The following is a 22,525-nucleotide window of genomic DNA, read 5'->3' as shown; positions in this document are numbered from 1 at the left end:
GCCTCGCGAGCGGACGCCGGGGGAGGAGGAGGGCGGCGCCCGACTGTGGCACCTACGAAGCTTTGCTGATGGAGGCACCACGATGACGATGAGCGAAAAACAGAAGATGCTGGCCGGCGAGCTGTACCACCCCGGCGACCCGGAAATCCTCGCCGATCAGGCCGCGGCCAAGGCCTGGATGGTGCGCTACAACGCGGCGCTGGCCGCCTCGCCGGACGAGCGCCGCGCGCTGCTCGCCGAGCGGCTGGCTTCGGTCGGTGCCGGCGCGGTGATCCGCCCGCCGTTCCACTGCGACTACGGCTACAACATCCACCTGGGCGAAGGCGCCTTTCTCAATTTCAACTGCGTGATTCTCGACGTGGTCGCGGTGCACATCGGCGCGGGCACGCAGATCGGCCCGGCGGTGCAGCTGTACACCGCCGACCATCCGCGTGACCCGGAGGCGCGCCGCTCGGGCGTCGAGTTCGGTCGGCCGATCCATATCGGCCGCAACGTCTGGGTCGGCGGCGGGGCGATCATCCTCCCTGGCGTGACGGTCGGTGACGATGCGCTGATCGGCGCCGGCAGCGTGGTAACCCGCGACGTGCCGGCCGGCGCCACGGTGGTCGGCAACCCGGCGCGGGTGCGCTGACCGGCTCGCTGGCCCGCTCTACGCCCTCGCTCGGCGGGCCATCTACGCCCGCTTGTTACGCCCGCAACACCCCGCCGCCGGAGGATGTTGCGACCGCTTGCCGCACCTAGAGTGGCCCCGTCTTCACTGCTCACTCAAGGTATGTGGTATGTCCGAGCAACTTCAGAACTGGTGGCGCGGCGGGGTGATCTATCAGGTCTACCCGCGCAGTTTCTTCGACAGCAACGGCGATGGCGTGGGCGACCTGCCCGGCGTGCTGCACAAGCTGGATTACATCGCCAGCCTCAACGTCGACGCCATCTGGCTGTCGCCGTTCTTCACCTCGCCGATGAAGGATTTCGGCTACGACGTGGCCGACTACCGCGGCGTCGATCCGCTGTTCGGCACGCTGGATGACTTCGTCCGGCTGGTGGAGGCCTGCCACGAACGCGGCATGCGCGTGCTGATCGACCAGGTGCTCAACCATTCCTCGGACCAGCACCCCTGGTTCGTCGAGAGTCGCTCCAGCCGCGACAACGACAAGGCCGACTGGTACGTCTGGGCCGACCCCAAGCCGGACGGCAGCGTGCCGAACAACTGGCTCTCGGTTTTCGGCGGCCCCGCGTGGAGCTGGGACAGTCGGCGCCGGCAGTACTACCTGCACAACTTCCTATCCAGCCAGCCGGACCTGAATTTCCATTGCCCGGCCGTGCAGGATCAGCTGCTCGACGACATGGAGTTCTGGCTCAAGCTCGGCGTCGACGGCTTCCGCCTAGACGCCGCCAACTTCTACTTCCACGACCTCGAATTGCGTGACAACCCGCCGAACGCCGAGATTCGTGAAGGCAGCATCGGCGTGCGCATCGACAACCCCTACGCCTACCAGCGCCACATCTACGACAAGACGCGGCCGGAGAACCTGGAATTCCTCCGCCGTTTGCGTGCCCTGCTGCAGCGCTATCCCGGTGCCTCCTCGGTGGCCGAGATCGGCTGTGACGAGTCGCTGCGCACCATGGCCGCCTACACCAGCGGCGGCGACACGCTGCACATGGCCTATTCCTTCGATCTGCTGACCGAGCAGTGCAGCCCGGAATACATCCGCCGCACGGTGGAGGGCATCGAGCGCGAGCTGGCCGATGGCTGGTCGTGCTGGTCCATGGGCAACCACGACGTGGTGCGGGTGATGACGCGCTGGGCGCTCGATGGCCGGCCCGATCCTGAGCGCGGTCGCGTGCTGATGGCGCTGCTGCTGTCCCTGCGCGGCAGCGTCTGCCTCTATCAGGGCGAGGAGCTGGGCCTGCCGGAAGCGGAACTGCGCTACGAGGATCTGGTCGATCCGTACGGCATCACCTTCTGGCCGGAATTCAAGGGCCGCGACGGCTGCCGCACGCCGATGCCGTGGGAGAGCGAGGCACATCACGCCGGCTTCACCGGCAGCCAGCCGTGGCTACCGGTGGACGACTCGCACCGCTCGCTGTCGGTGGCCGCGCAGGATGCCGATCCGCATTCGATGCTCAACTGTTACCGGCGCTTCCTTGGCTGGCGGCGCGAGCAGCGCCTGCTGATCGAGGGCGACATCCGCATGGCCTACCATGACGACGCCTTGCTGGTGTTCGAGCGCCGGCTGGGCGAGCAAGCCTGGCTGTGCCTGTTCAACCTCGGCGACCTGCCGCGCAGCTATGAGCTGCCGGCCCAGGCGGTGCCGCTGGTGGATGTACCGGCCAGCTTCGCCGAATACGACGGTCACTGGGCGCGGCTGCCGGCGCATGGTTTCGGCTATGTGCGGCTTGCAGGTTGATGGCGTGCCGGCCGCGGCAGGCATGAGCCGCCGCGGCAACTGACAAAGAGTGCAACGGAGAACAACAACGATGGCCAGTGTCACGCTGCGCGACATCTGCAAGAGTTACGACGGTACACCGATCACCCGGCATATCGACCTGGATATCGAGGACGGCGAATTCGTCGTCTTCGTAGGCCCGTCCGGCTGCGGCAAATCCACCCTTCTGCGGCTGATCGCCGGGCTTGAGGACATCACCTCCGGCGATCTGCTGATCGGCGACCAGCGCGTCAACGACCTGCCGCCCAAGGATCGTTCGGTGGGCATGGTCTTCCAGTCCTACGCGCTCTACCCGCACATGACGGTAGCCGAGAACATGGCCTTCGGCCTCAAGCTCGCCAGCGTCGACAAGCGCGAGATCGCGCGCCGCGTCGAGGCGGCCGCGGCGATCCTGCAGCTGGACAAGCTGCTCGAACGCAAGCCCAAGGACCTTTCCGGTGGCCAGCGCCAGCGCGTCGCCATCGGCCGCACCATGGTCCGCGAGCCGAAGGTCTTCCTCTTCGACGAACCGCTGTCGAACCTCGACGCCTTCCTCCGCGTGCAGATGCGCATCGAGATCGCCCGCCTGCACCAGCGCATCCGCTCCACCATGATCTACGTGACCCACGATCAGGTCGAAGCCATGACCCTGGCGGACAAGATCGTCGTACTCAACGCCGGCGAAATCGCCCAGGTCGGCCAGCCGCTGCACCTTTATCACTACCCGAAGAACCGCTTCGTCGCCGGCTTCCTCGGCTCGCCGCAGATGAACTTCGTCGAGGTGCGCGCCATTTCCGCCAGCCCCGAGGCGGTCACCATCGAACTGCCCAGCGGCTATCCACTGACCTTGCCGGTGGACGGCAGCGCCGTCAGCCCCGGCGACCCGCTCACCCTCGGCATCCGCCCCGAACACTTCGTCATGCCGGAAGAGGCCGACTTCACCTTCCACGGCCAGATCACCGTGGCCGAGCGTCTGGGCCAGTACAACCTGCTGCACCTCACGCTCGAACGCCTGCAGGACGTCATCACCCTCTGCGTCGACGGCAACCTGCGCGTCACCGAAGGCGAAACCTTCGCCGCCGGTCTCAAGGCCGACAAATGCCACCTGTTCCGCGAAAACGGCGAGGCCTGCGCGCGGCATTATCGCGAGCCGGCGATTTACGGGTGAGGTGCCCGTCGTGCCCGGTGGGGCAGGCTGGTGGTGCGTCCAGCAAAGAATCCTCGCGTTCGTGAGGATTTTTTACAGCCGCACCCGTTCTGCCTGCTTATCCTCACGATCGTGAGGATTTCTTTGAAGGTCGAAATCGATTCCCCCATCGCTCACCTCAACGGTGAGACGCGACTGCTGCGGGCCATCGTCGAGATTGGTTATCAGGGCGGTGGCGAGTCAGGTCAGTCACTCGGCTGGTCCACATGAGCGCCTGAGCAAACGGTTATCTCCCAAGCTATAGCGGCTATTCGGGTCTCCCTGTGACGCTTCGCGGGTTAAAGTAGCGGCTTTGCTCGATTACCCAGGAGCTGTTGCGTGAACACGGAAAATCATTCCCAGACGGCCGCCTTTCTCTGGTCCATCGCCGACCTGCTGCGCGGCGACTTCAAGCAATCCCAGTACGGCCGCATCATCCTGCCGTTCACCCTGCTGCGGCGGATGGAATGTGTGCTGGCGCCGACCAAGGATGAGGTGATCAAGCAGACCTTCGCGCAGGAAGGCCGCCCCGATACCGTGCGCGAAATAATCCTGCTGCGCGCCGCGGGCCAGCAGTTCTTCAACGCCTCACCGTTGACCCTCGGCACCCTGTCCGACACCCAGACCGCCGCCGACCTGATGAGCTACGTGCAGTCCTTCAGCAAGGACGCCCGCGAGATTTTCGAGCACTTCCACTTCGAGGATTTCGTCCAGCAGCTCTCCGCCGCCAACCTGCTGTATCAGGTGGTGCAGCGCTTTGCCGCTACCGACCTGAGCCCCGAGCGCATCAGCAACTTCGGCATGGGCATCATCTTCGAAGAGTTGATCCGCAAGTTCGCCGAAAGCTCCAACGAAACCGCCGGGGAGCACTTCACCCCGCGTGACATCGTGCACCTGACCACCTCGCTGGTGATCACCGGGCAGGACGGCAAGCTGGCGCCCAACAGCATCGTCACCATCTATGACCCGACCGCGGGCACCGGCGGCTTTCTCTCCGAAGGGGACGAGTACATTCAGTCCATCAGCGAGAAGGTCACCGTGTCGCTGCACGGCCAGGAGCTCAACCCCGAGTCCTACGCCATCTGCAAGGCGGACATGCTGATCAAGGGGCAGAAGGTCGAGAACATAAAACTCGGCAATACCCTGTCCAATGACCAACTGGCCGGCCCCGAACATCACTTCGACTTCATGCTCAGCAACCCGCCGTTCGGCGTGGAGTGGAAGAAGGTGCAGAAGCAGATCACCGACGAGCACAGCCACAAGGGCTTCGACGGCCGCTTCGGTCCTGGCCTGCCGCGCGTGTCCGATGGTTCGCTGCTGTTCCTCCTGCACCTGGTCAGCAAGATGCGTGACCCGCGCGAGGGTGGCTCGCGCATCGGCATCATCCTCAACGGCTCACCGTTGTTTACCGGCGGCGCGGGTTCAGGCGAGTCGGAGATTCGCCGCTACCTGCTGCAGAACGATCTGGTCGAAGCCATCGTCGCGCTGCCCACCGACATGTTCTACAACACCGGCATCGCCACCTACGTGTGGATTCTCTCCAACCACAAGGCCGATGCGCGCAAGGGTAAGGTGCAGTTGATCGACGGCAGCCAGCACTACGCCAAGATGCGCAAGTCGCTGGGCAGCAAGCGCCAGTACATCACCGAGGAGCAGATCGACGAGCTGGTGCGCCTCTACGGCCGCTTCGAGGCCACGGCGCAGAGCAAGATCTTCCCCATCGAAGCCTTCGGCTACCGGCGCATCACCGTCGAGCGCCCGCTGCGCCTGAACTTCCAGACCAGCGCCGAGCGCATTCAAAAGGTGCGGGAAGAAAAGGCCATCCAGAAACTCGAACCCGCCGCGCAGCAACAGCTCACCGAGGCACTACAGGCGATGGACGCCAGCGTGCTGCACCGCAACCGCGAGCAGTTCAGCAAATTGCTGAAAAAGACCCTGAGCGCCCACGGCATTTCCCTCGCCACCGCAGAACTCAAGGCAATGCTCAACGCCCTGAGCGAACGCGACCCCGAGGCCGATATCTGCACCACCAAGGGCCAGCCCGAAGCCGACGCCGGCCTGCGCGACAATGAGAACGTGCCGCTGGGCGAATCAGTGGTCGACTACTTCGAGCGCGAAGTGCAACCCCATGTGCCGGATGCCTGGATCGACGAGAGCAAGTGCGATGCTCAGGACGGTGAAGTCGGCATCGTCGGCTTCGAGATTCCGTTCAACCGGCACTTCTATGTATTCCAGCCACCGCGTCCGCTGGAAGAGATCGACCGCGACCTGAAAGCCTGCACCGACCGCATCAAGCTGATGATCGAGGGGCTGTCGGCATGAGTCTGCCTCGATACCAAGAGCTTAAAGATTCAGGAATCGATTATTTAGGCATTGTCCCTAGCGACTGGTCTATAAAACGACTTGGGGATATTGTTGCGTTTGCCCAAGGTAAGGCGCATGAGCCATACGTCGATGATGATGGTGATTATATTTGTGTTAACTCCAGGTTTGTTTCAACAGCAGGGAAAACCATAAAAAACTGCACAGTCAATCTATCGCCGGCATCGCTAGATGACATATTGATGGTGATGAGCGATTTGCCAAACGGCAGAGCGCTGGCTCGAGCGTATTACGTTCGCGATAATCAAAAGTACGCAGTCAATCAACGAGTCTGTCGGATTACTGCAAAAAAAGCGCATTCTCGATTTTTGTTTCATTTGTTAGATCGCCATCCGGGCCTTATGCAAAATGACGATGGCGTGAATCAAACCCATCTTTCAAACGATGACTTTCTGAAGTTGAAGCTCTATTTGCCCTCTTTTTCAGAACAAACCCAAATCGCCCGCTTCCTCGACCACGAAACCGCCCGCATCGACGCGCTGATCGAAGAGCAGCAGCGCCTGATCGAGCTGCTCAAGGAAAAGCGCCAGGCTGTGATCTCCCACGCCGTCACCAAAGGCCTCGACCCGGCGGTGCCGATGAAAGACTCCGGCGTGGAGTGGCTGGGCGAGGTGCCGGCGCATTGGGTTCTGGAACCCTTGAAGTATCAGTGCCGATTCTCTGGAGGGGGCACTCCCTCCAAGGAAAATCTTGACTATTGGAAAGGCGATATCCCATGGGTTTCGCCTAAAGACATGAAGACGTTTTGGATAGCTGAAACAGAAGATAAAATCACAGAGGCAGCTGTAGTTGAGTCATCAACCAACATGGTTGAGCCTGGTGCGCTACTTCTTGTGGTTCGCTCAGGTATTTTGCAAAGAACTATTCCTGTTGGGATTAACACCGTCACTGTTTCGCTAAATCAAGATATGAAGGCGCTTAGGTTTATTGTTGATGGCATGGCCGAGTTCGTATCCTTTCTTATCAAAGGATTTGAGCCTTCAATTTTGCTCGAATGGCGAAAGCAGGGGGCAACAGTGGAGAGTATTGAACATGAATATATGGCTAACACCGTTTTGGCCGTGCCCCCGCCGATTGAGCTTAATGCGATAGTTCAAAAATTAAGAGCGATTGAGGTCAAGTACGAGGCGCTTCAGGCGGAGTCCATGCACTTAATAGCTACGCTCCAAGAACGCCGCTCCGCCCTAATCTCCGCCGCCGTCACCGGCAAAATCGACGTGCGCGGCTGGCAGCCACCGACCAGCATCCAAGCCCCCGAATTAGCAGTAGCAGAGGCCAACTAAATGGCGGACAGCAAGGAAGCTCAATTCCAGCAGGACATCATCACCGCCATGGTCGCCCAGGGCTGGCTCACCGGCCCGGCCAGCGGCTATGACCGGCGCACGGCGCTGTATACCGAGGACTTTCTCGGCTACTTCAAGGAGGCTTGGCCGGAGCGCTGGGACAAGTTCGCCAAGGCCAACCCGAACAACCCGGAAGCCGTGCTGGTACAGAAGCTGGTGCGCGAACTGGAGCAGGACGGCACCCTGGATGTGCTGCGCCACGGCTTCAAGCTGCCGGCAGTGAAGGTCGAGCTGTGCAGCTTCAAGCCCGATCACGGCATGAACCCGGACACCCTCAAGCGTTACCGGTGCAACCGCCTGCGGGTGGTGCCGGAGGTGTCCTATTCGCCGCATGCGCGTGAGGCCGGCAGCAGCGGGCAGAGCTACAACCCGCGCCTGGACCTGGTGCTGTTCGTCAACGGCATCCCCACTGCGACGCTGGAGCTGAAAAGCGAGTTCAAGCAGTCGGTGGAAAATGCCAAGCGCCAATACCGCTACGACCGCCCGGTGAAAGACCCGCTGACACGCAAGCCCGAGCCGCTGCTGACCTTTAAACGCGGCGCGCTGGTGCATTTCGCGGTCGGCCAGAACGAAGTGGCGATGACCACCAAACTGGACGGCAAGGACACCTTCTTCCTGCCGTTCAACCTCGGCAGCGCGGAAGGCGGCGCAGGCAACCCACCGCCGGCTGACGACAGCCAGTACGCCACTGGCTACCTGTGGCAGCAGTTGTTCCAGCCGGATGCCTGGCTCAAGGTGCTTGGGCGCTTTCTGCACCTGGACAAGAAAACCAGCGAGGGCTTCGACGGCACGCTGACCACCAGGGAGACGATGATCTTCCCGCGCTACCACCAATGGGATGTGGTCAACCAGCTGATCCAGACCACTCACGCCGAAGGGCCGGGCAAGCGTTACCTGATCCAGCACAGCGCCGGTTCCGGCAAGTCCAACTCCATCGCCTGGACCGCTCACCAGCTCGCCTCGATGTACAGCGATGACGGCCAGCGGCTGTTCAGTTCGGTGATCGTGGTCACCGACCGCACGGTGCTGGACAGCCAGCTGCAGAACACCATCTACCAGTTCGAGCACGCCCAGGGCGTGGTGCGGCCGATCACCCGCGACGTCGGCAACCAGAGCAAGTCCGAGCAATTGGCCGAGGCGCTGGCCGAGCAGACGCGCATCATCATCGTCACCATCCAGACCTTCCCGGCGCTGTTTGACGCGCTGGAGAAATACCCCAAGCTCGCCTCGGGGCGCTATGCGGTGATTGCTGACGAGGCGCATTCCTCGCAGACCGGCTCCTCGGCCAGCAAGCTCAAGCAGATTCTCGGCAGCGATGCGCTTGAGGCGGAGGAGATCAGCGCCGAAGACCTGCTCGACGCCGCCGTACAGGCGCGCCAGCCGAACGAGCGCATCAGCTACTACGCCTTCACCGCCACGCCCAAGGCCAAGACTCTGGAGCTGTTCGGCCGCGTGCCAGACCCGACGCTGCCACCAAGCGCCAGCAACAAGCCCGAAGCCTTCCATCTGTATTCCATGCGCCAGGCCATCGAGGAAGGCTTCATCCTCGATGTGCTGCAGAACTACACCACCTACAGCACCGCCTGGAAGATCGCCCACCCGGACGGCGAAGACGACGAGGTCGACTCGAAGAAGGCGCGCATGAAGCTGGCGCGCTGGGTGCGGCTGCATCCGTACAACATCGACAAGAAGGTCGAGATCATCGTCGAGCATTTCCGCACCAACATCCGCCACCTGCTCGGTGGCCAGGCCAAGGCGATGGTGGTGACCAGCAGCCGCCAGGAGGCCGTGCGCTATCAGTTGGCGGTGAAGGCCTACGTGCAGCAGATGGGCTACGTCGACGTGCATCCGCTGGTGGCGTTTTCCGGCAGCGTATTGCCCGATGAGGTGATCCCCGAGGAAGTGACGGAAAACAGCAGCCTGCTCAATGCCGGCCTGAATGGCCGCGACCTGGCCGACGCGTTCGACACTCAGGACTTCAACGTGATGATCGCCGCCAACAAGTACCAGACCGGCTTCGACCAGCCGAAGCTGTGCGCCATGTACGTGGACAAGAAGCTGCAGGGCGTGGACTGCGTGCAAACGCTGTCGCGCCTGAACCGCACCTTCCCGGCCAAGCAGACGTTCATCCTCGACTTCTTCAACGAGCCGCAGGACATCCTTGACGCCTTTCTGCCGTACTACACCAAGGCGGAGCTGAGCGACGTCACCGACCCGCAGATCATCTATGACCTGCAGAAAAAGCTCGATGCCGAAGGGATCTATCACTGGCAGGAGGTCGAGGCGTTCGCCCTGGCCTTCTTCGACCCGAAGGCCGCCGCCAGCAAGCTCAGCTACTACTGCCAGCCGGCCAAGGAGCGCTTCGCCAAGCGTTACGCCTTCAGCGTCGAGTCGCGCCAGCAGGCGCTGGATTACAAGCGCACCGCCGAGGCCAACGGCGACAGTGCCGGGCTGAAGAAAGCCGAGCACGCGCTGAAGGAGGCGGGCGAGCAGGTAGACCAGCTCGACCTGTTCCGCAAGAACCTGCAGAGCTTTGTGCGCCTGTACGAATTCCTTTCGCAGATCGTCCCCTACGAGGATCGCGAGCTGGAGCAGCTCTGCGTATTCGCCAAGCACCTGCACCCGCTGCTGCGCGTCGACCGCCTGCAACAGGACGACGTGGATGTCGGCGAGCTGCAACTGACCCATTACCGTCTCAGCAAGCGTGCCGAGCACCAGCTGCGCCTGAGCGAGGAAGGTGGCGACTACACGCTCAAGCCCGGCAGCGATGTGGGCAGCGGCAAGCCACACGATCCGGAGAAGAAGCGGCTGTCGGAAATCATCGATGCGCTGAACGATATCTTCGGTGCCGAAGTCAGCGATGAAGATCAGCTGCACTTTCTCACCGGCATCGCCGAGCGCATCAGTCGCCAGGAAGATGTCATGGCGCAAGTGAACAACCACTCGGTAGATCAAGTGATGCACGGGCTGCTGCCAAAACGGGTGATCGATACCGTGCTGGACGCCATGACTGATCACGAGAAACTCTCGCTCGAAGTGCTGGATAACGAGACCAAGAGCCGGGCGTTTGCGTTGGTGATCTACAAGATGCTGAAGGCGCTGGCTGGCGGGGATCGCTCGTCGACCGGCTTGTGAGGTCCTTTCAACTACACAGCACTCAGGAGTAATGCTCAGGATGGCAATTCCGGATTTTCAAAGTGTCATGCGACCGGTGCTGCAGGCGGTTGGCGACGGCGTGCCGTTGCGGCTTGGCGCCCTGCGTGTGCGCATCGCCGATGTATTCCAGCTAACGGAAGAAGAGCGCAAGGAACGGCTGCCTTCGGGAAATCAGACCGTGATAAACAACCGGGTGGGCTGGGCCAGAACCTATCTGAACAAGGCTGGCCTGCTGACGATTCCGAGCAAGGGAATGGTGCAGATCACCGATCGGGGGCGGGAGGCGCTTGCAACTGGTCCGGAGCGAATCACCGTGAGCTGGCTGAAGCAGTTTCCGGAGTTCGCCGACTTCCATACGGCTAAACCGCAGGTTCCAGATGCCGCCGTCGTTGTAGGCAGCGATCTGGCCGAAACCACGCCGGATGAGCAGTTGGCCGAAGCCTATCAGGCGTTGCAGCAATCCCTGGCAGACGAACTGCTGGCGCAGGTTCGGGCTGCTACGCCGAGCTTCTTCGAGCAGGTAGTGGTCGATCTGATGATCGCCATGGGCTACGGCGGTTCGCGAAAGGAGGCCGGCAAAGCGACCCAGCTCACGAACGACGACGGTATCGACGGCATTATCAAGGAAGACAAGCTCGGGCTGGATGTGATCTACCTGCAAGCTAAACGCTGGGCCAACACCGTGCACCGCCCAGAGATCGACAAGTTCATCGGCGCACTGACGCGAAAGCGAGCGCGCAAGGGCGTATTCATCACCACCTCGGACTTCTCTAATGGCGCGAAGGACGCGGCGCTCGGTCTGGAAATCAAGGTCGTGCTGATCGACGGCATCGAGCTCGCCCGCCTGATGGTCGAACACAACCTCGGCGTGAGCGTTAAGCAGGTGTATGAGGTCAAGCAGATCGACAGCGACTACTTTTCCGAGGAGTGACTACGCCTGCGCTGTGAGGACCAGCGCATGTGATTAGTGTCTCGCCCAGAGCTGCGCGCTAGGTTACCGGCAGAGGCGCAGGCGCTTGTCTAGGCAAAGGCGCGGCACTGCTCGCTGAAGACCTTCAACCGTCTTTCGACAGTGCAAAGAAAAGCCCCGAGAATCTTTCGATTCTCGGGGCTTTGTGTTTGGTGGAGCCGGGGGGATTTGAATCCCAAACTTCAATATCCCGGCCAAATCAAGGCTTCAGCGCATTATGCAGGAAACCTTGATTTGTTGGATTGCTCACAGTGAGCGCGAGTATATGAACCTTTCGAACCTTGTCAAGCATCGCATTCACCTATCTGTGAGAGTGGCTTTGCGTGCGTTGGCGAGTAGAGCTGCCCGCAGTCGGTTGGGTTTAGGCTGCGTTGAAGCCAAACGCTCCTGAGTTTGAAGTTACCGATGATCTAGGGAGGCGTCTTGGGTTTCTAAGGTGTTCCCGTTGGCACCCGATCATAATCACCTCAACTCAATTTACGGTCTTATCTTGACTGCGGTTCGAGGTTCATGGAGCAGGATTGCCTGGTGTGATTCCAGGTTTCAATCGCGAGGTGCAAAAATGGATGGGGCTGACATCGCTCGCTCAACGCGCGGTTGCCAATACCTTACGAGCGAACGTAACCAATTCAGGGCAGTCACCGTTGGTGCTGTTTCGGTCAACAAAAAAGCCTCGGATGCCTACTGCCGTTGGCCCATCTCGGTCGCAACGTTGGGAGTCACCGATCATCCACGATGCGGTCGGGGACGCCCCAAGCTGATCGCAAATCCAACTGTAGATGGTGGGTTCGGGCTTCATTACGCCTAAATCACAGCTAAATGCATATGCGTCTAGCATGGGGTAGCAACGCAGGACGGCTTGCCGGTACGGGAAAGCCAAATTCGAGCAAACACCGATTCGAATGCCTTGCTCTTGGAGCAGTTTCACCGCTTCGAGCCCGTCAGGATATGCCTCAACGGCTGCGATCTCATCTGCCAGGACAGTTTCCAGAGTGCTCAATTGTTCAGGGCTTGCAGTGATCCCCAAATGCGCTGCGGCTTGCGTCAACGTTATCGCAGATTTCATCAGGAAAGACGCGTCGTCCGGGCGGGGGCGCCGCCCATGCGCCTTTCCGATCTTCATCAACTGTCGGTACGGATGCGACCCATCTTGAATCTTTATCAGTGTCCCGAAAGCATCAAAAATGACGGCTTGTATGGTCATTAGACATCCCGTTACGACAGGGTATCGAAGGCTGGCGCATTCAACCGACGTGCTTGATTGGCCCCGAATACTTCGCTATAGCATGATTATTGGTTACTAGGATGAAGCCTTCCGAAGCTGCTTGTCCAATGAGCATCCGATAAAATGGGCGCTGTGAAGGAGAGGCGAGGCCGCAGCCGTAATGGCGTGTCGGCTGGTCATGGACAGCTCCTTGTAGTCGCCGTCCAGAAGAGACCTTCTTAGTACTCCTGAATTGAACTGAAAGCTGGCTTTGCCCATCGCGTTTTGGCCGATTTCCCAGATGCTAGCGGCGCTGATGAACAGCTCATTGGCGCGATCCTCGATCATCTCCACAGCCCCGAGTTAGCTAACCTACTTAGTCTTTCCCCTCGTTGGAGGGGCAGCTGTCATGGTCAATTGCAGGCTGTAAATAATTGCGGTTTTTCCGTGACGCTGCGGTTATATGGAATTATGGCTCAGCCATAATTATTGCTGAGCCATAATTTCCATCATTTTGTGGCCCCGCCGTACCGCTCGACGCGTGACGCGCTTCGTGCGTGCACTAGATAGGTAGCTAGGTGTTAGTGAGCAGATCTTAGCGTACGCAGACTTTCTCGAACCTGCCCCCGCTAAAAATTACTCAGATCATCCGCTTTCGTTTGCAATTTAAGCAGTCGCGAGGAGTCGCGGTACCCTTCCGCGTCACAGACGTGCCTCGCTTGTGGTGATTACCAACGGTGCGAAATTTCAAAATTCGAAAAGTCGACTCCGAGCCGGTTGGATCAGCCTCGCATCGTCCGTGGAGATATGTCTTGATCTCAAATAGTCATTGACCGCGCCCAGGGTAAGTCCGATAAGGATTATCTTCTTGCTCTACTGGTGCGTGAATTTTGGCAATCCTTGTCAATATATACGTATTACAAATACCGATGGTCAGTGGTTGGCTTTTTCTTTTCTAAAAGTGCTTGACGAGCAGTGGCTGGAGCTGGATTATTTTATTGCATTGGTTTCAGGTTGCTGTTTTTTGTCCAGTGCTGAGCATAGTGGGGCGTGCCATAGGCTTGCATCGATGAATAAAGTACTTAGTTTAATAATAAAGGTTGATGGGGTTGCGCTGCTCGCCTTTTAGACTCAGGCCATATATTAATAGTCAGAACTGACGCTCATTGGGAAACAAGCTTTTCATACTTGGTAGGTTTGTCAAGGTAGGGACGTTTTGCCCAGATTCTGCCTCTAGACATCTATGGCTCAGATAGAGAGATGGTATGGACGATTTAAAGAAAGTATCTCATTTGTTATACGCCCCGGGTGAGGTAATGCCTGGTATCGAGATGTCGTTAGCAGAGGCGCACGCGCGTGGTTCAGCGGCTGCGTTGCATGACGAGGTGCCTTTCTGTGTTGTGCGTGACTGGATCTGGATCGATCTCATCGTGCCTGACGCGATACGAGAAACGTTACAGGCGTCCGGGCAACAGCCCGCGATGGTGTATGCCGGCCGCGTGTTGTACGACAGTGCCAACCGTTTCCAAGAGGGTGACTGGGTGCGTACAACACAACTGATTGAGTTTGCCGATGGGTGCATTTTCAGAACGCGCAATACGCGATATGTGCTTGCTGGCCCAGGGGCTTGCAAAAGCGCCGAGCTCACTACTGTGTTGAAGATTTTTTGATGCGTAGTCAGATATTGGCGGGCATGGACGTACCAGACAACCGACCCCCCGATGTGCCTTGCGACGTCTGTGGTACCTCCATGCGAGTGCCTGGGTACGGCGAACAGTTCGGTGTGCTGCAAGCGCACTGGGGATACGGCGCGCGACATGACGGTGAGCGTTATCGCGTACGGATGTGTGAAACCTGCTTCTTCATGACCTTGGCGTACCTGCGACAGGAGCGACGCATACATCATTTGTTTGGCGACGCCCCGCAGCATGAAGACTACAAGTTTGGGCGTATTGCTCGAGACGATTATTGGTTGGACAGCTAGCCGTTAGTCGGGGGGAGGCAACGAGTGTTGATCCGAATTTGGGTGCTGACGTGATGAGTTCAACTAAACGAAGTATCGACCAAACACGTGATGTATCTGACGCGTTGTCGCGAGCAATGGATATGTCTTTTGGTAGGGAAGTTACGGCGTATCTCACGGACGCTTATTTAATCGCAGGCTGTTGTATCGGCGTGGTTCATCGTCACGTGCGGGCGGATGTGTATGGAAGGTTCCAGGACGGTCACCGGGTTCGGACCTCCGATGTACTGAAAGCTCATGAGCAAGGCGGGTTTTGGGCGCTGTTTACCGCCACGGGCAGCTTGTACGTTATTGTGACTTTCAAAGAAGACGGGCGCCTGTCACTGGATTGGCTGTTGGCACAGAGGGCAAAAGGCATACACGCAACCCCAGTAACGATTCAGTGATCCGTTTCTCGTGTCACTACTATAAAACTGAGCCCACGGTCCGTGCTGATGCTCGTAAGTTTATATCCTCTGAGGAAAAGAAGGGCGGGGTGTCATGCAGGTAAAGCGTTGGGGGCAGCTTGATGCGCTTCGTCAACAACTTGGAGAAAGTCGCTGGTTACTTTGCGTGGATCTGGAAGCGACTTGCGATGACTACCCTGCCGACCTAAACGAGGCGGCCCGGAACGCTCACGTATTCGAGGTCCAGCGCGACGAGATGGAGACGATCGAAATTGGCATCGCGCTGTTGGATGTTCAGTCGGAGTACAGGATTGTCGATCATTTCGGACAGTTTGTCCGGCCGCTACTTCGCCCCACGCTAACTGAGTTTTGCATGGGGCTGACCGGCATATCTCAATCTGACGTCGATACTGCAAAGCGTTTCGCGGAGGTACAAGATCAGCTTGGTGACTGGCTGAGGTCGCGAAATACAGAAGGCTGGCGCTGGTGCTCTTGGGGCGATTACGACCGAAACCAGCTGAAGGAGGACGCTTTCAGAGCAGGGGTAGATGTATTGCTGGATCCGGCGCGTCATATCAATCTAAAGAAGTGCTTTTGGAAGATTTTCGCTTGCCGTGCGCTAGGGCTGAAGTGTGCAGTGGAAAGCATAGGCCTTTCCTGGGAGGGTGAGCATCACAGGGCCATCGACGATGCGCGTAATCTGGCTCGGTTAGCGCAGTTACTGCTCAGCGCGAGGCAACCGACGTAGTAGGGCGGACGGCGCTGTGCCTGCTCATCAATTCAACCCCGTGGCCGCCCGGCTCGCATCGAGCCGCCATCTCACCAGTGCATACGGAACACATCTGGATAACATCATAAAGAGATTCAACACGTAGCTCGGCGCGAGGTATTGGCTGATGCACCCGAATTGCCGATACTGCTAAATGGCCAGCATGCTTGTATAGGGAGTCGAAGCGATGGCAGGGAAGCGTAAGCGCAGCAGCAAGTCTGGTGTATCTGGAGCGATGGTTCTGTGTGCCCTAGTGATTGGGGGGCTAGCTTCCGTTCCCAAGGGTGTTTGGGTTTTCTTGGGCGGAGCACTCATTGTCGGCATAGGCGGGTGGCTAGTAATAAAGGCCTTCAGCAAACCGTCAGTCATGTCTTCGGCAACAACTATGCGGCCACCCCAAGGGGGAACTCGTTCAAGTTCCTCGGACCTCGGCATAAGCACCGGCCTGACGTTTTCATTGGATGAGGTCTCGCCACTAAGTGAGCCCTCTGTTCCTGCGCAAGTCTCGGCGTCGCCCCGGCAGGTTTCGGCAAAGCGAGACGACTCTGGCTTTTTTACCGTAACTTTGGAGGCCACTGAGCGGCCTTCCCACCGAATTCCGAGCGCGCCGGCGAACCTGAATAGTGCCAACGTGCGGTGGCTTTCTGCTGGCGAAACCATCGAAGTGGCGGGCGAAAATATCCCAATTGGTCTGATCTACGTCGGCGAAGATAAAAACAGGCGCAATGGACCTTCGGAACCGTCACTGATCAACCCGAAACTGAAGGTCGCACGGGGCATCGTCGATATATCTGAGCGTCTCACCTCTTACTGGCCCAGTTACGACAGCATCTCTCCTGAGGCTCGCCGCGCATATTTGCAATGGCTATCCAGTGGTCGAAAGGCTCCGCATGCCAACATCGGCTACGTGTTCCTATTCTTCTACGGTCTTGAGCGTAGGGTTTTTGTCGACGCCAAGACGGATCAGGCTGCCGCGGCCGACATACCTATCATAATTGCCGAGGTGGAGCGGCTGCTCTCGATCTATGGCAAGAATAACTCCTTCAATAACTACGCCAGTCGCTTCGTAGACTTCCTCCGCCAAGGCCAAATACTCGCCAGGCGCTATCAAAAGGCGCCGCCGGCACCGTTACCTTACGGCTACGAAATGCCTGTAGACCTGCGTATTGGCCTGGGTCAGTTGGCGGCTGACAAGCAACCAATGCCGGCTGACTGGGCGTTGGCCTGGGTGCTGTCTGATCACAACGTCGGGAAGCGAACACCCGTAACCCGTTGTAAAGAAGCGTTCGCCCAGTTGTTCCGCATGCGCTACGAGGAACGTTATGGCGCCGGTATGGTGCTCCCTCAGAACAAGACCCGTCTGAGACTCCAATACAACACCGCTTCTGCGGGTCTACCACCCCAAGAGCTGGATGGCCTATCCGGTATTCCTGACGTCACGGCGACTAGCGCAGCTCGGAAGAAGCTGCAGCAGTTGGTTGACGAATGCACGGTGCAGTTGGAGCCCTACAGTCGTTATCTCGGCCGCAACCCCGGCACTCCTGATGCACTAGAAGGGCTGTTACAGCTGCCCGTAAACCTGTGGCCGCCAACAGCTCGAACAGCGCTCGTCGAGCTAAAGCAACGCATCGGCGACGGCATGGTGGTCATGAGCTTCGGTGAGCTGGCAGGACGACTGCAGAGTGCAGGTAGCCTGTCGCGAGAAAAGGTTCTGACGCTCGCCCGCGCTCTGGAGTCTTTACACATCGGTATCGAGCCGGATGTGCTGACAGGCAGCCGAACACCCAAGGCAGAGGACAATGTGGCGCTCTTTGCGACCCAGGCTGAAGATGGTGATCTGCGTTCTTCGCCGGCTTATAGCGCCGCCTCTGTTACGTTGGACCTTGCTTGTGCTGTGGCGGCGGCCGATGGTGACACGTCGCCGCAGGAAATTATGCTGCTATCCCAGCATATCGACTCCTGGAGTCACCTGAGCGGTGCTCATCGGAAACGCCTGAAGGCCCACCTGCGTCTGCAGCTTAACCAGCCACCAACCCTGCAAAGCCTGAAGAAGAAACTCGAGCCCCTGGCCGAGCCGGCGAAGAGGGTTGTGGCGGCTTTTCTCGCTCACTTGGCGCAGGTCGACGGCGAGGTTAGTCCCGCAGAGGTGAAGTTGCTGGAGCGCGTCTACAAGACCCTGCAGCTGGATCCGCAATCGCTGTACAACGACCTTCATGTGGCCGCCAGTGGCAGCTCCGTTGGCTCATCGCAGACAACGCCTTCCATACCCGGAGCAAGTCCGTCCAAGCCCGTTGGCGGATTTGCTCTGGACCAGGAGCGCATCGCTCAGTTGCAGCGTGAAACGGAACAGGTATCTGCGCTGCTGGCTCAGGTTTTCGTTGACGACAAGCCTGCTGAGTCAGATGACGTGGTTGTGGAAGAGACTGTTGAGGATACTTCCTCCATTTGTGGCTTAGACGCCGATCACTCAGCCTTCCTGCGTGTACTCGTATCCCGTACCGAGTGGTCTCGTGACGAGTTGGAGGCCGTTGCAAGCGATATGGAGCTCATGCTCGACGGAGCATTGGAGCAGATCAACGACATGGCATTTGAACATTTCGATATGCCAGTCACCGAGGGGGAAGACCCCTTCGAAGTCAACCCTGACATTATGGACAAACTACCGCTATGAGCAGCATCAGAGCCAAGGACCGCGATGCGGTCATCCAGTCCCTGCGCGCCGGCGTCGTTCCCCGTGCAGGCCAGCACCTGATTCAAGTGGGGCGTGTCGGGGAGCTGGAAGCACTCATCCGTGATGTGGAGCGCCTCGCGGAAAGCGGTTCCGCGTTCCGCGTAGTGATCGGTGAGTATGGTGCAGGCAAGACATTCTTCCTCAACCTGGTTCGCTCTATCGCGATGGAGCGCAAGCTCGTCACCATGCATGCCGATCTGAACCCGGATCGTCGTCTCCATGCTACTGGTGGCCAGGCTCGCTCGCTGTATGCCGAATTGGCTAAGAATATGTCCACCCGAACTAAGCCTGATGGCGGCGCTCTGCAAGGAATAGTCGAGAAATTCGTGGCACAGGCCAAGACGGAAGCCAAAGCGTCCGGCAAAGACAGTGAGGCTGTGATTCGCGAGCATCTAGACCAACTGACAGAGATGGTCAACGGCTATGACTTTGCTGATGTAATCGCGGCCTATTGCAAAGGCTTCGAAGAGGGTAACGAGCAGCTCAAGGCCGATGCTATCCGCTGGTTGCGTGGCGAGTTCACTACCAAGACAGATGCCCGCACCGCACTGGGGGTGCGAACCATCGTCGACGATGCGTCGGTCTACGATCAGCTCAAGCTGCTTGCTCGATTTGTTCGGTTGGCCGGCTTTAGCGGGTTGATGGTATGTCTCGATGAGCTGGTGAACCTGTACAAACTTTCCAACACCCAAGCTCGTAACGCTAACTACGAGCAGATTCTTCGTATCCTCAATGACTCCCTGCAGGGCTCTGCTGAGGGGCTTGGTTTTGTGTTGGGCGGTACACCCGAATTTCTTATGGATACGCGCCGCGGCCTCTACAGCTATCCGGCGCTGCAGTCGCGTCTGGCTGAAAATAACTTCGCCAAGTCCGGGCTGGTAGATCTGTCCGGCCCTGTCATACGCCTCACTAGTCTGACACCTGAGGATTTCTACGTGCTGCTGCAGAAACTGCGTCATGTATACGCGGCAGGCGTGAGCGAGCGCTATTTGCTACCCGACGAAGCATTGCCGCTGTTTATGGCCCACTGCAACCAGCGGATGGGTGAGGCCTACTTCCGTACCCCGCGGACAACCATTACCGCATTCATCAGCCTGCTAGCGGTGTTGGAGCAGAATCCTGACGCTGATTGGCGGACCCTGTTGGGTGCCGTGGAGATTGCACCGGATCGAGGCGGTGAGGCCGATATCCAAGTGGATGCGGACGATGAGCTTGCCACCTTCCAGCTCTGAATCGGTTGGCTTCGAACTCCTTGAACCGCGAATCCAGCGCTGGATATGGACCGAGGGCTGGACCTCCCTACGCGATGCCCAGGAGCGTGCTATCCCTGCGCTCTTGGGGGCCGACCAAGATGTCATCATCGCGGCGGCTACAGCTGCAGGCAAAACCGAAGCCGCGTTTCTGCCCATCCTTACCAATCTCCTGCAGGACACGGAAAAGCCTGGAGCGGTGCTTTACATCAGCCCGCTGAAGGCTCTCATCAATGACCAGTGGGATCGTTTGGCGAGGCTTTGCGATGAGCTTGAGCTTCCTGTCATTGCTTGGCATGGGGATATCTCAGCGAGCCGCAAACATCGCTTCCTCAAGTCCCCGGAAGGCATTCTGCTGATCACGCCGGAGTCGCTCGAAGCTCTGTTCGTGAACAAGGGAACCAGCCTAGCGGGATTGTTTGCCAACCTGCGGTACCTGGTGGTGGATGAGCTCCATGCCTTTATCGGCAGTGAGCGAGGCAAGCAGCTGCAGTCACTCATGCATCGTGTTGAAACAATCATTGATCGCCCCCTGCCCAGGGTTGGTCTTTCCGCCACGTTGGGCGACATGACGCTGGCTGCTGCCTTCTTGCGTCCCAATGCCCCTCATCATGTGTCGGTGATCGAATCCAAGGGTAGTGGCCAGATACTTAAGGTTCAGATCAGAGGGTATGTGGAGTCCAAGAAGGCGCTCCCGGTACAGCCTGAAGGTGACGATGTTTTTTCTCCGGACCATGCCATCGCAGAGCATCTCTTTCAGGTGCTACGCGGCAGCAATAACCTGATCTTCCCCAACAGTCGAACTCAGGTTGAGTGGTTCGCTGACAATCTGCGGCGCCGTTGCGAGCAGGATGGTGTACCGAACGAGTTCTGGCCGCATCACGGCAGTTTGGCGAAGGACATTCGAGAGGAAACCGAGAAAGCGCTGAAAGCCGATGACCGGCCTGCCACCGCAGTCTGTACTACCACGCTGGAGCTTGGGGTCGATATCGGCAGCATCAAGACGGTAGTGCAGATCGGGGCTCCGCCATCGGTAGCTAGCTTGCGTCAACGCTTGGGGCGATCCGGACGCCGTCCGGGAGAGGCAGCCATTCTCCGGAGTTACTGCAAGGAGCGTCAGCTAGACGATGGCTCGCCCCTGTCGGATCGACTTCGCCAGGGTTTGCTGCAAAGCATCGCGATGATCCGGTTGTTGATGCAGGGCTGGTTCGAGCCTCCTCGTGTTCATGGCCTTCATTTATCGACGCTGGTACAGCAGTGCCTCTCGGTGATAGCCCAGCGGGGTGGAGCTACAGCTGCAGAGCTGTGGAGCACCTTGATACGCAGTGGTCCGTTCACTGGGGTGGAGCAGGGCAGCTTCCTCAGTTTGCTTCGTGCCCTCGGTGAGCGCGATTTGATAATCCAGGAAACATCGGGGCTCCTGCTGCCCGGCGTAGTGGGGGAACGCCTGATCAACCACTACGACTTCTACAGTGCATTTGTCAGTAATGAAGAGTTCCGCCTGGTATGCGATGGCAAACCACTTGGCGCATTGCCCGTCTCCAGGCCATTGACCGTCGATCAGCGAATCATCTTTGCTGGGCGCCGCTGGCGGGTAACGAGCGTGGACACTGAGGCCAAGGTCGTTGTCGTGAGATCCGATCCCGGTGGTGCTCCCCCGTCCTTTGACGGGCTTGGAGCCCGTGTACATGATCGGGTTCGGCAAGAGATGAGGAGCGTCTTGTTGGAGGCGGACGTCTACCCCTATCTTGATACTACGGCACAAGAGCTACTAGCTCAGGCACGTAACGCTTTTTCGGACCTTGGACTGGCACATTCGAGCATGACCGAAAGCGGAGGTAAGACTTACCTTTTCAGCTGGCGAGGCGATTGGACAAACGATGCCCTAGCCATCTTGTTGACGCACACCGGACTAGCCAGTGAGAACAGCGGGTTGGTCATCGAGGTTGAGGGAGATCGGACGTCGCTTGAAAGCAAGCTGCGTGAGATCGCCGAGTGGGACAGTATTGATGAATCCGCTGTTCTGGCGGACGTACAGAACATGGCTCAAGAAAAATGGGATTGGGTGCTTCCGCCAGCATTACTCATGCAGTCTTACGCCACGATGCATTTGGACTTGGGTGGAGCAAAGGCCTTGGCATTGGCTCTAGTGAGCCAGCCTGCGGAGACGGCCTGATATCTAGCTTATTCGTGTGGTGCCTGCTTTGTTGAAAGCCGACTTTGGTTCATCTGGTCAAGATGGACCGCAGTCGGGCTTTGGTGTCATAGCTGCCGTAACGGCCGGTGCAACGGGGTTCCGGTAGCCAGAAGGTTATCGTTTGTTTGACTCCGTCCATTGCAAAGCCGAGCAGAGCGGCCGGTTGCATCTCATCGATGTGTCGCGTGGATAGGAGGGCTGCATCTCCGGTATCTAGTCCAACAGTTATCTCCATGTCCAGCGGGATGCCCGGATCGCTCATGCTGACTTGGTACAGCGCGTCAGGATGTGCCTGCCTCACTGATTTGGCGCCTATGTCAACGGTGAGGTAAAGCCACTCCGTCCAGAAGCGGCGCCCGAAGAGGACGGCATGCCTGGCTGACCGTCAAAGCGGGCAGAACAATTCGATCGTGTCTCTGACTTTTCCGCTCTCTGCCAGAGCGGCCGGTCATGCTTTATGCGCTCTTGGGATAACCCGCTCCCTGCAGGGAGTGCTTGGCTG

General features: G+C 58.8%; 17 protein-coding genes. 15 read left to right on the top strand and 2 right to left on the bottom strand.

Annotation, left to right across the window (positions count from 1 at the left end; all coding sequences use genetic code 11):
- Positions 1 to 82 precede the first annotated feature (82 nt).
- From N8H22_RS00240 to N8H22_RS00210, 7 genes are all read left to right on the top strand, one after another.
- Entirely contained in the window at positions 83 to 631 is a 549-nt protein-coding gene (locus N8H22_RS00240; RefSeq protein ID WP_264588636.1) for a sugar O-acetyltransferase, read from the top strand.
- Between the two features lie 148 nt (positions 632 to 779).
- Positions 780 to 2,408, top strand: coding sequence for an alpha-amylase family glycosyl hydrolase (locus N8H22_RS00235; protein ID WP_264588635.1), 1,629 nt, complete (start codon positions 780 to 782; stop codon positions 2,406 to 2,408).
- A gap of 70 nt (positions 2,409 to 2,478) precedes the next feature.
- Positions 2,479 to 3,594 (top strand): maltose/maltodextrin ABC transporter ATP-binding protein MalK, encoded by a 1,116-nt coding sequence (malK, locus tag N8H22_RS00230; protein WP_264588634.1) that lies wholly within the window; start codon positions 2,479 to 2,481, stop codon positions 3,592 to 3,594.
- Positions 3,595 to 3,951: 357 nt separating this feature from the next.
- Entirely contained in the window at positions 3,952 to 5,934 is a 1,983-nt protein-coding gene (locus tag N8H22_RS00225; protein ID WP_264588633.1) for a class I SAM-dependent DNA methyltransferase, read from the top strand.
- Positions 5,931 to 7,277: a restriction endonuclease subunit S gene (locus N8H22_RS00220; RefSeq protein WP_264588632.1), complete on the top strand. Its 1,347-nt coding sequence runs from the start codon at positions 5,931 to 5,933 to the stop codon at positions 7,275 to 7,277. The genes N8H22_RS00225 and N8H22_RS00220 overlap by 4 nt, the downstream gene beginning before the upstream one ends.
- A complete protein-coding gene (locus tag N8H22_RS00215) occupies positions 7,278 to 10,472 on the top strand; it encodes a DEAD/DEAH box helicase family protein (protein ID WP_264588631.1) in 3,195 nt (1,064 codons plus the stop codon).
- 40 nt (positions 10,473 to 10,512) lie between these two features.
- On the top strand, positions 10,513 to 11,424 hold the full coding sequence (locus N8H22_RS00210) for a restriction endonuclease (RefSeq protein ID WP_264588630.1): 912 nt from the start codon (positions 10,513 to 10,515) through the stop codon (positions 11,422 to 11,424).
- 625 nt (positions 11,425 to 12,049) lie between these two features.
- Here the strand turns inward: N8H22_RS00210 and N8H22_RS00205 are convergent.
- Positions 12,050 to 12,667, bottom strand: coding sequence for an HAD family hydrolase (locus tag N8H22_RS00205; RefSeq protein WP_264588629.1), 618 nt, complete (start codon positions 12,665 to 12,667; stop codon positions 12,050 to 12,052).
- A gap of 96 nt (positions 12,668 to 12,763) precedes the next feature.
- A complete protein-coding gene (locus N8H22_RS00200) occupies positions 12,764 to 13,015 on the bottom strand; it encodes a hypothetical protein (RefSeq protein ID WP_264588628.1) in 252 nt (83 codons plus the stop codon).
- Positions 13,016 to 13,535: 520 nt separating this feature from the next.
- On the opposite strand from N8H22_RS00200, the gene N8H22_RS00195 reads away from it, so the two are divergent.
- The 8 genes from N8H22_RS00195 (at position 13,536) to N8H22_RS00160 (ending at position 22,002) form a co-directional block, all read left to right on the top strand.
- Positions 13,536 to 13,796 carry a hypothetical protein gene (locus N8H22_RS00195; RefSeq protein ID WP_264588627.1) on the top strand — a complete coding sequence of 87 codons (261 nt, stop codon included), beginning with the start codon at positions 13,536 to 13,538 and terminating at the stop codon, positions 13,794 to 13,796.
- Between the two features lie 136 nt (positions 13,797 to 13,932).
- On the top strand, positions 13,933 to 14,337 hold the full coding sequence (locus N8H22_RS00190) for a hypothetical protein (RefSeq protein WP_264588626.1): 405 nt from the start codon (positions 13,933 to 13,935) through the stop codon (positions 14,335 to 14,337).
- Entirely contained in the window at positions 14,337 to 14,651 is a 315-nt protein-coding gene (locus tag N8H22_RS00185) for a hypothetical protein (protein ID WP_264588625.1), read from the top strand. The genes N8H22_RS00190 and N8H22_RS00185 overlap by 1 nt, the downstream gene beginning before the upstream one ends.
- A 53-nt stretch (positions 14,652 to 14,704) precedes the next feature.
- On the top strand, positions 14,705 to 15,076 hold the full coding sequence (locus N8H22_RS00180) for a hypothetical protein (protein ID WP_264588624.1): 372 nt from the start codon (positions 14,705 to 14,707) through the stop codon (positions 15,074 to 15,076).
- Positions 15,077 to 15,170: 94 nt separating this feature from the next.
- Positions 15,171 to 15,824, top strand: a complete 654-nt coding sequence (locus N8H22_RS00175) for a 3'-5' exonuclease (RefSeq protein ID WP_264588623.1) — start codon at positions 15,171 to 15,173, stop codon at positions 15,822 to 15,824.
- 208 nt (positions 15,825 to 16,032) lie between these two features.
- Positions 16,033 to 18,516, top strand: a complete 2,484-nt coding sequence (locus N8H22_RS00170) for a TerB N-terminal domain-containing protein (protein ID WP_213909779.1) — start codon at positions 16,033 to 16,035, stop codon at positions 18,514 to 18,516.
- A complete protein-coding gene (locus tag N8H22_RS00165) occupies positions 18,513 to 19,808 on the top strand; it encodes an ATP-binding protein (RefSeq protein WP_009867998.1) in 1,296 nt (431 codons plus the stop codon). Before N8H22_RS00170 ends, N8H22_RS00165 begins: the two co-directional genes overlap by 4 nt.
- The gene (locus N8H22_RS00160; protein ID WP_009868000.1) at positions 19,783 to 22,002 is read left to right on the top strand and encodes a DEAD/DEAH box helicase; all 2,220 of its coding nucleotides are present in this window, start codon (positions 19,783 to 19,785) and stop codon (positions 22,000 to 22,002) included. The genes N8H22_RS00165 and N8H22_RS00160 overlap by 26 nt, the downstream gene beginning before the upstream one ends.
- The last annotated feature ends 523 nt before the right edge of the window (positions 22,003 to 22,525 follow it).

This window comes from Stutzerimonas sp. S1 (assembly GCF_025966695.1).
GTDB lineage: Bacteria > Pseudomonadota > Gammaproteobacteria > Pseudomonadales > Pseudomonadaceae > Stutzerimonas.
This window is presented reverse-complemented; position numbering and strand designations above follow the sequence as displayed.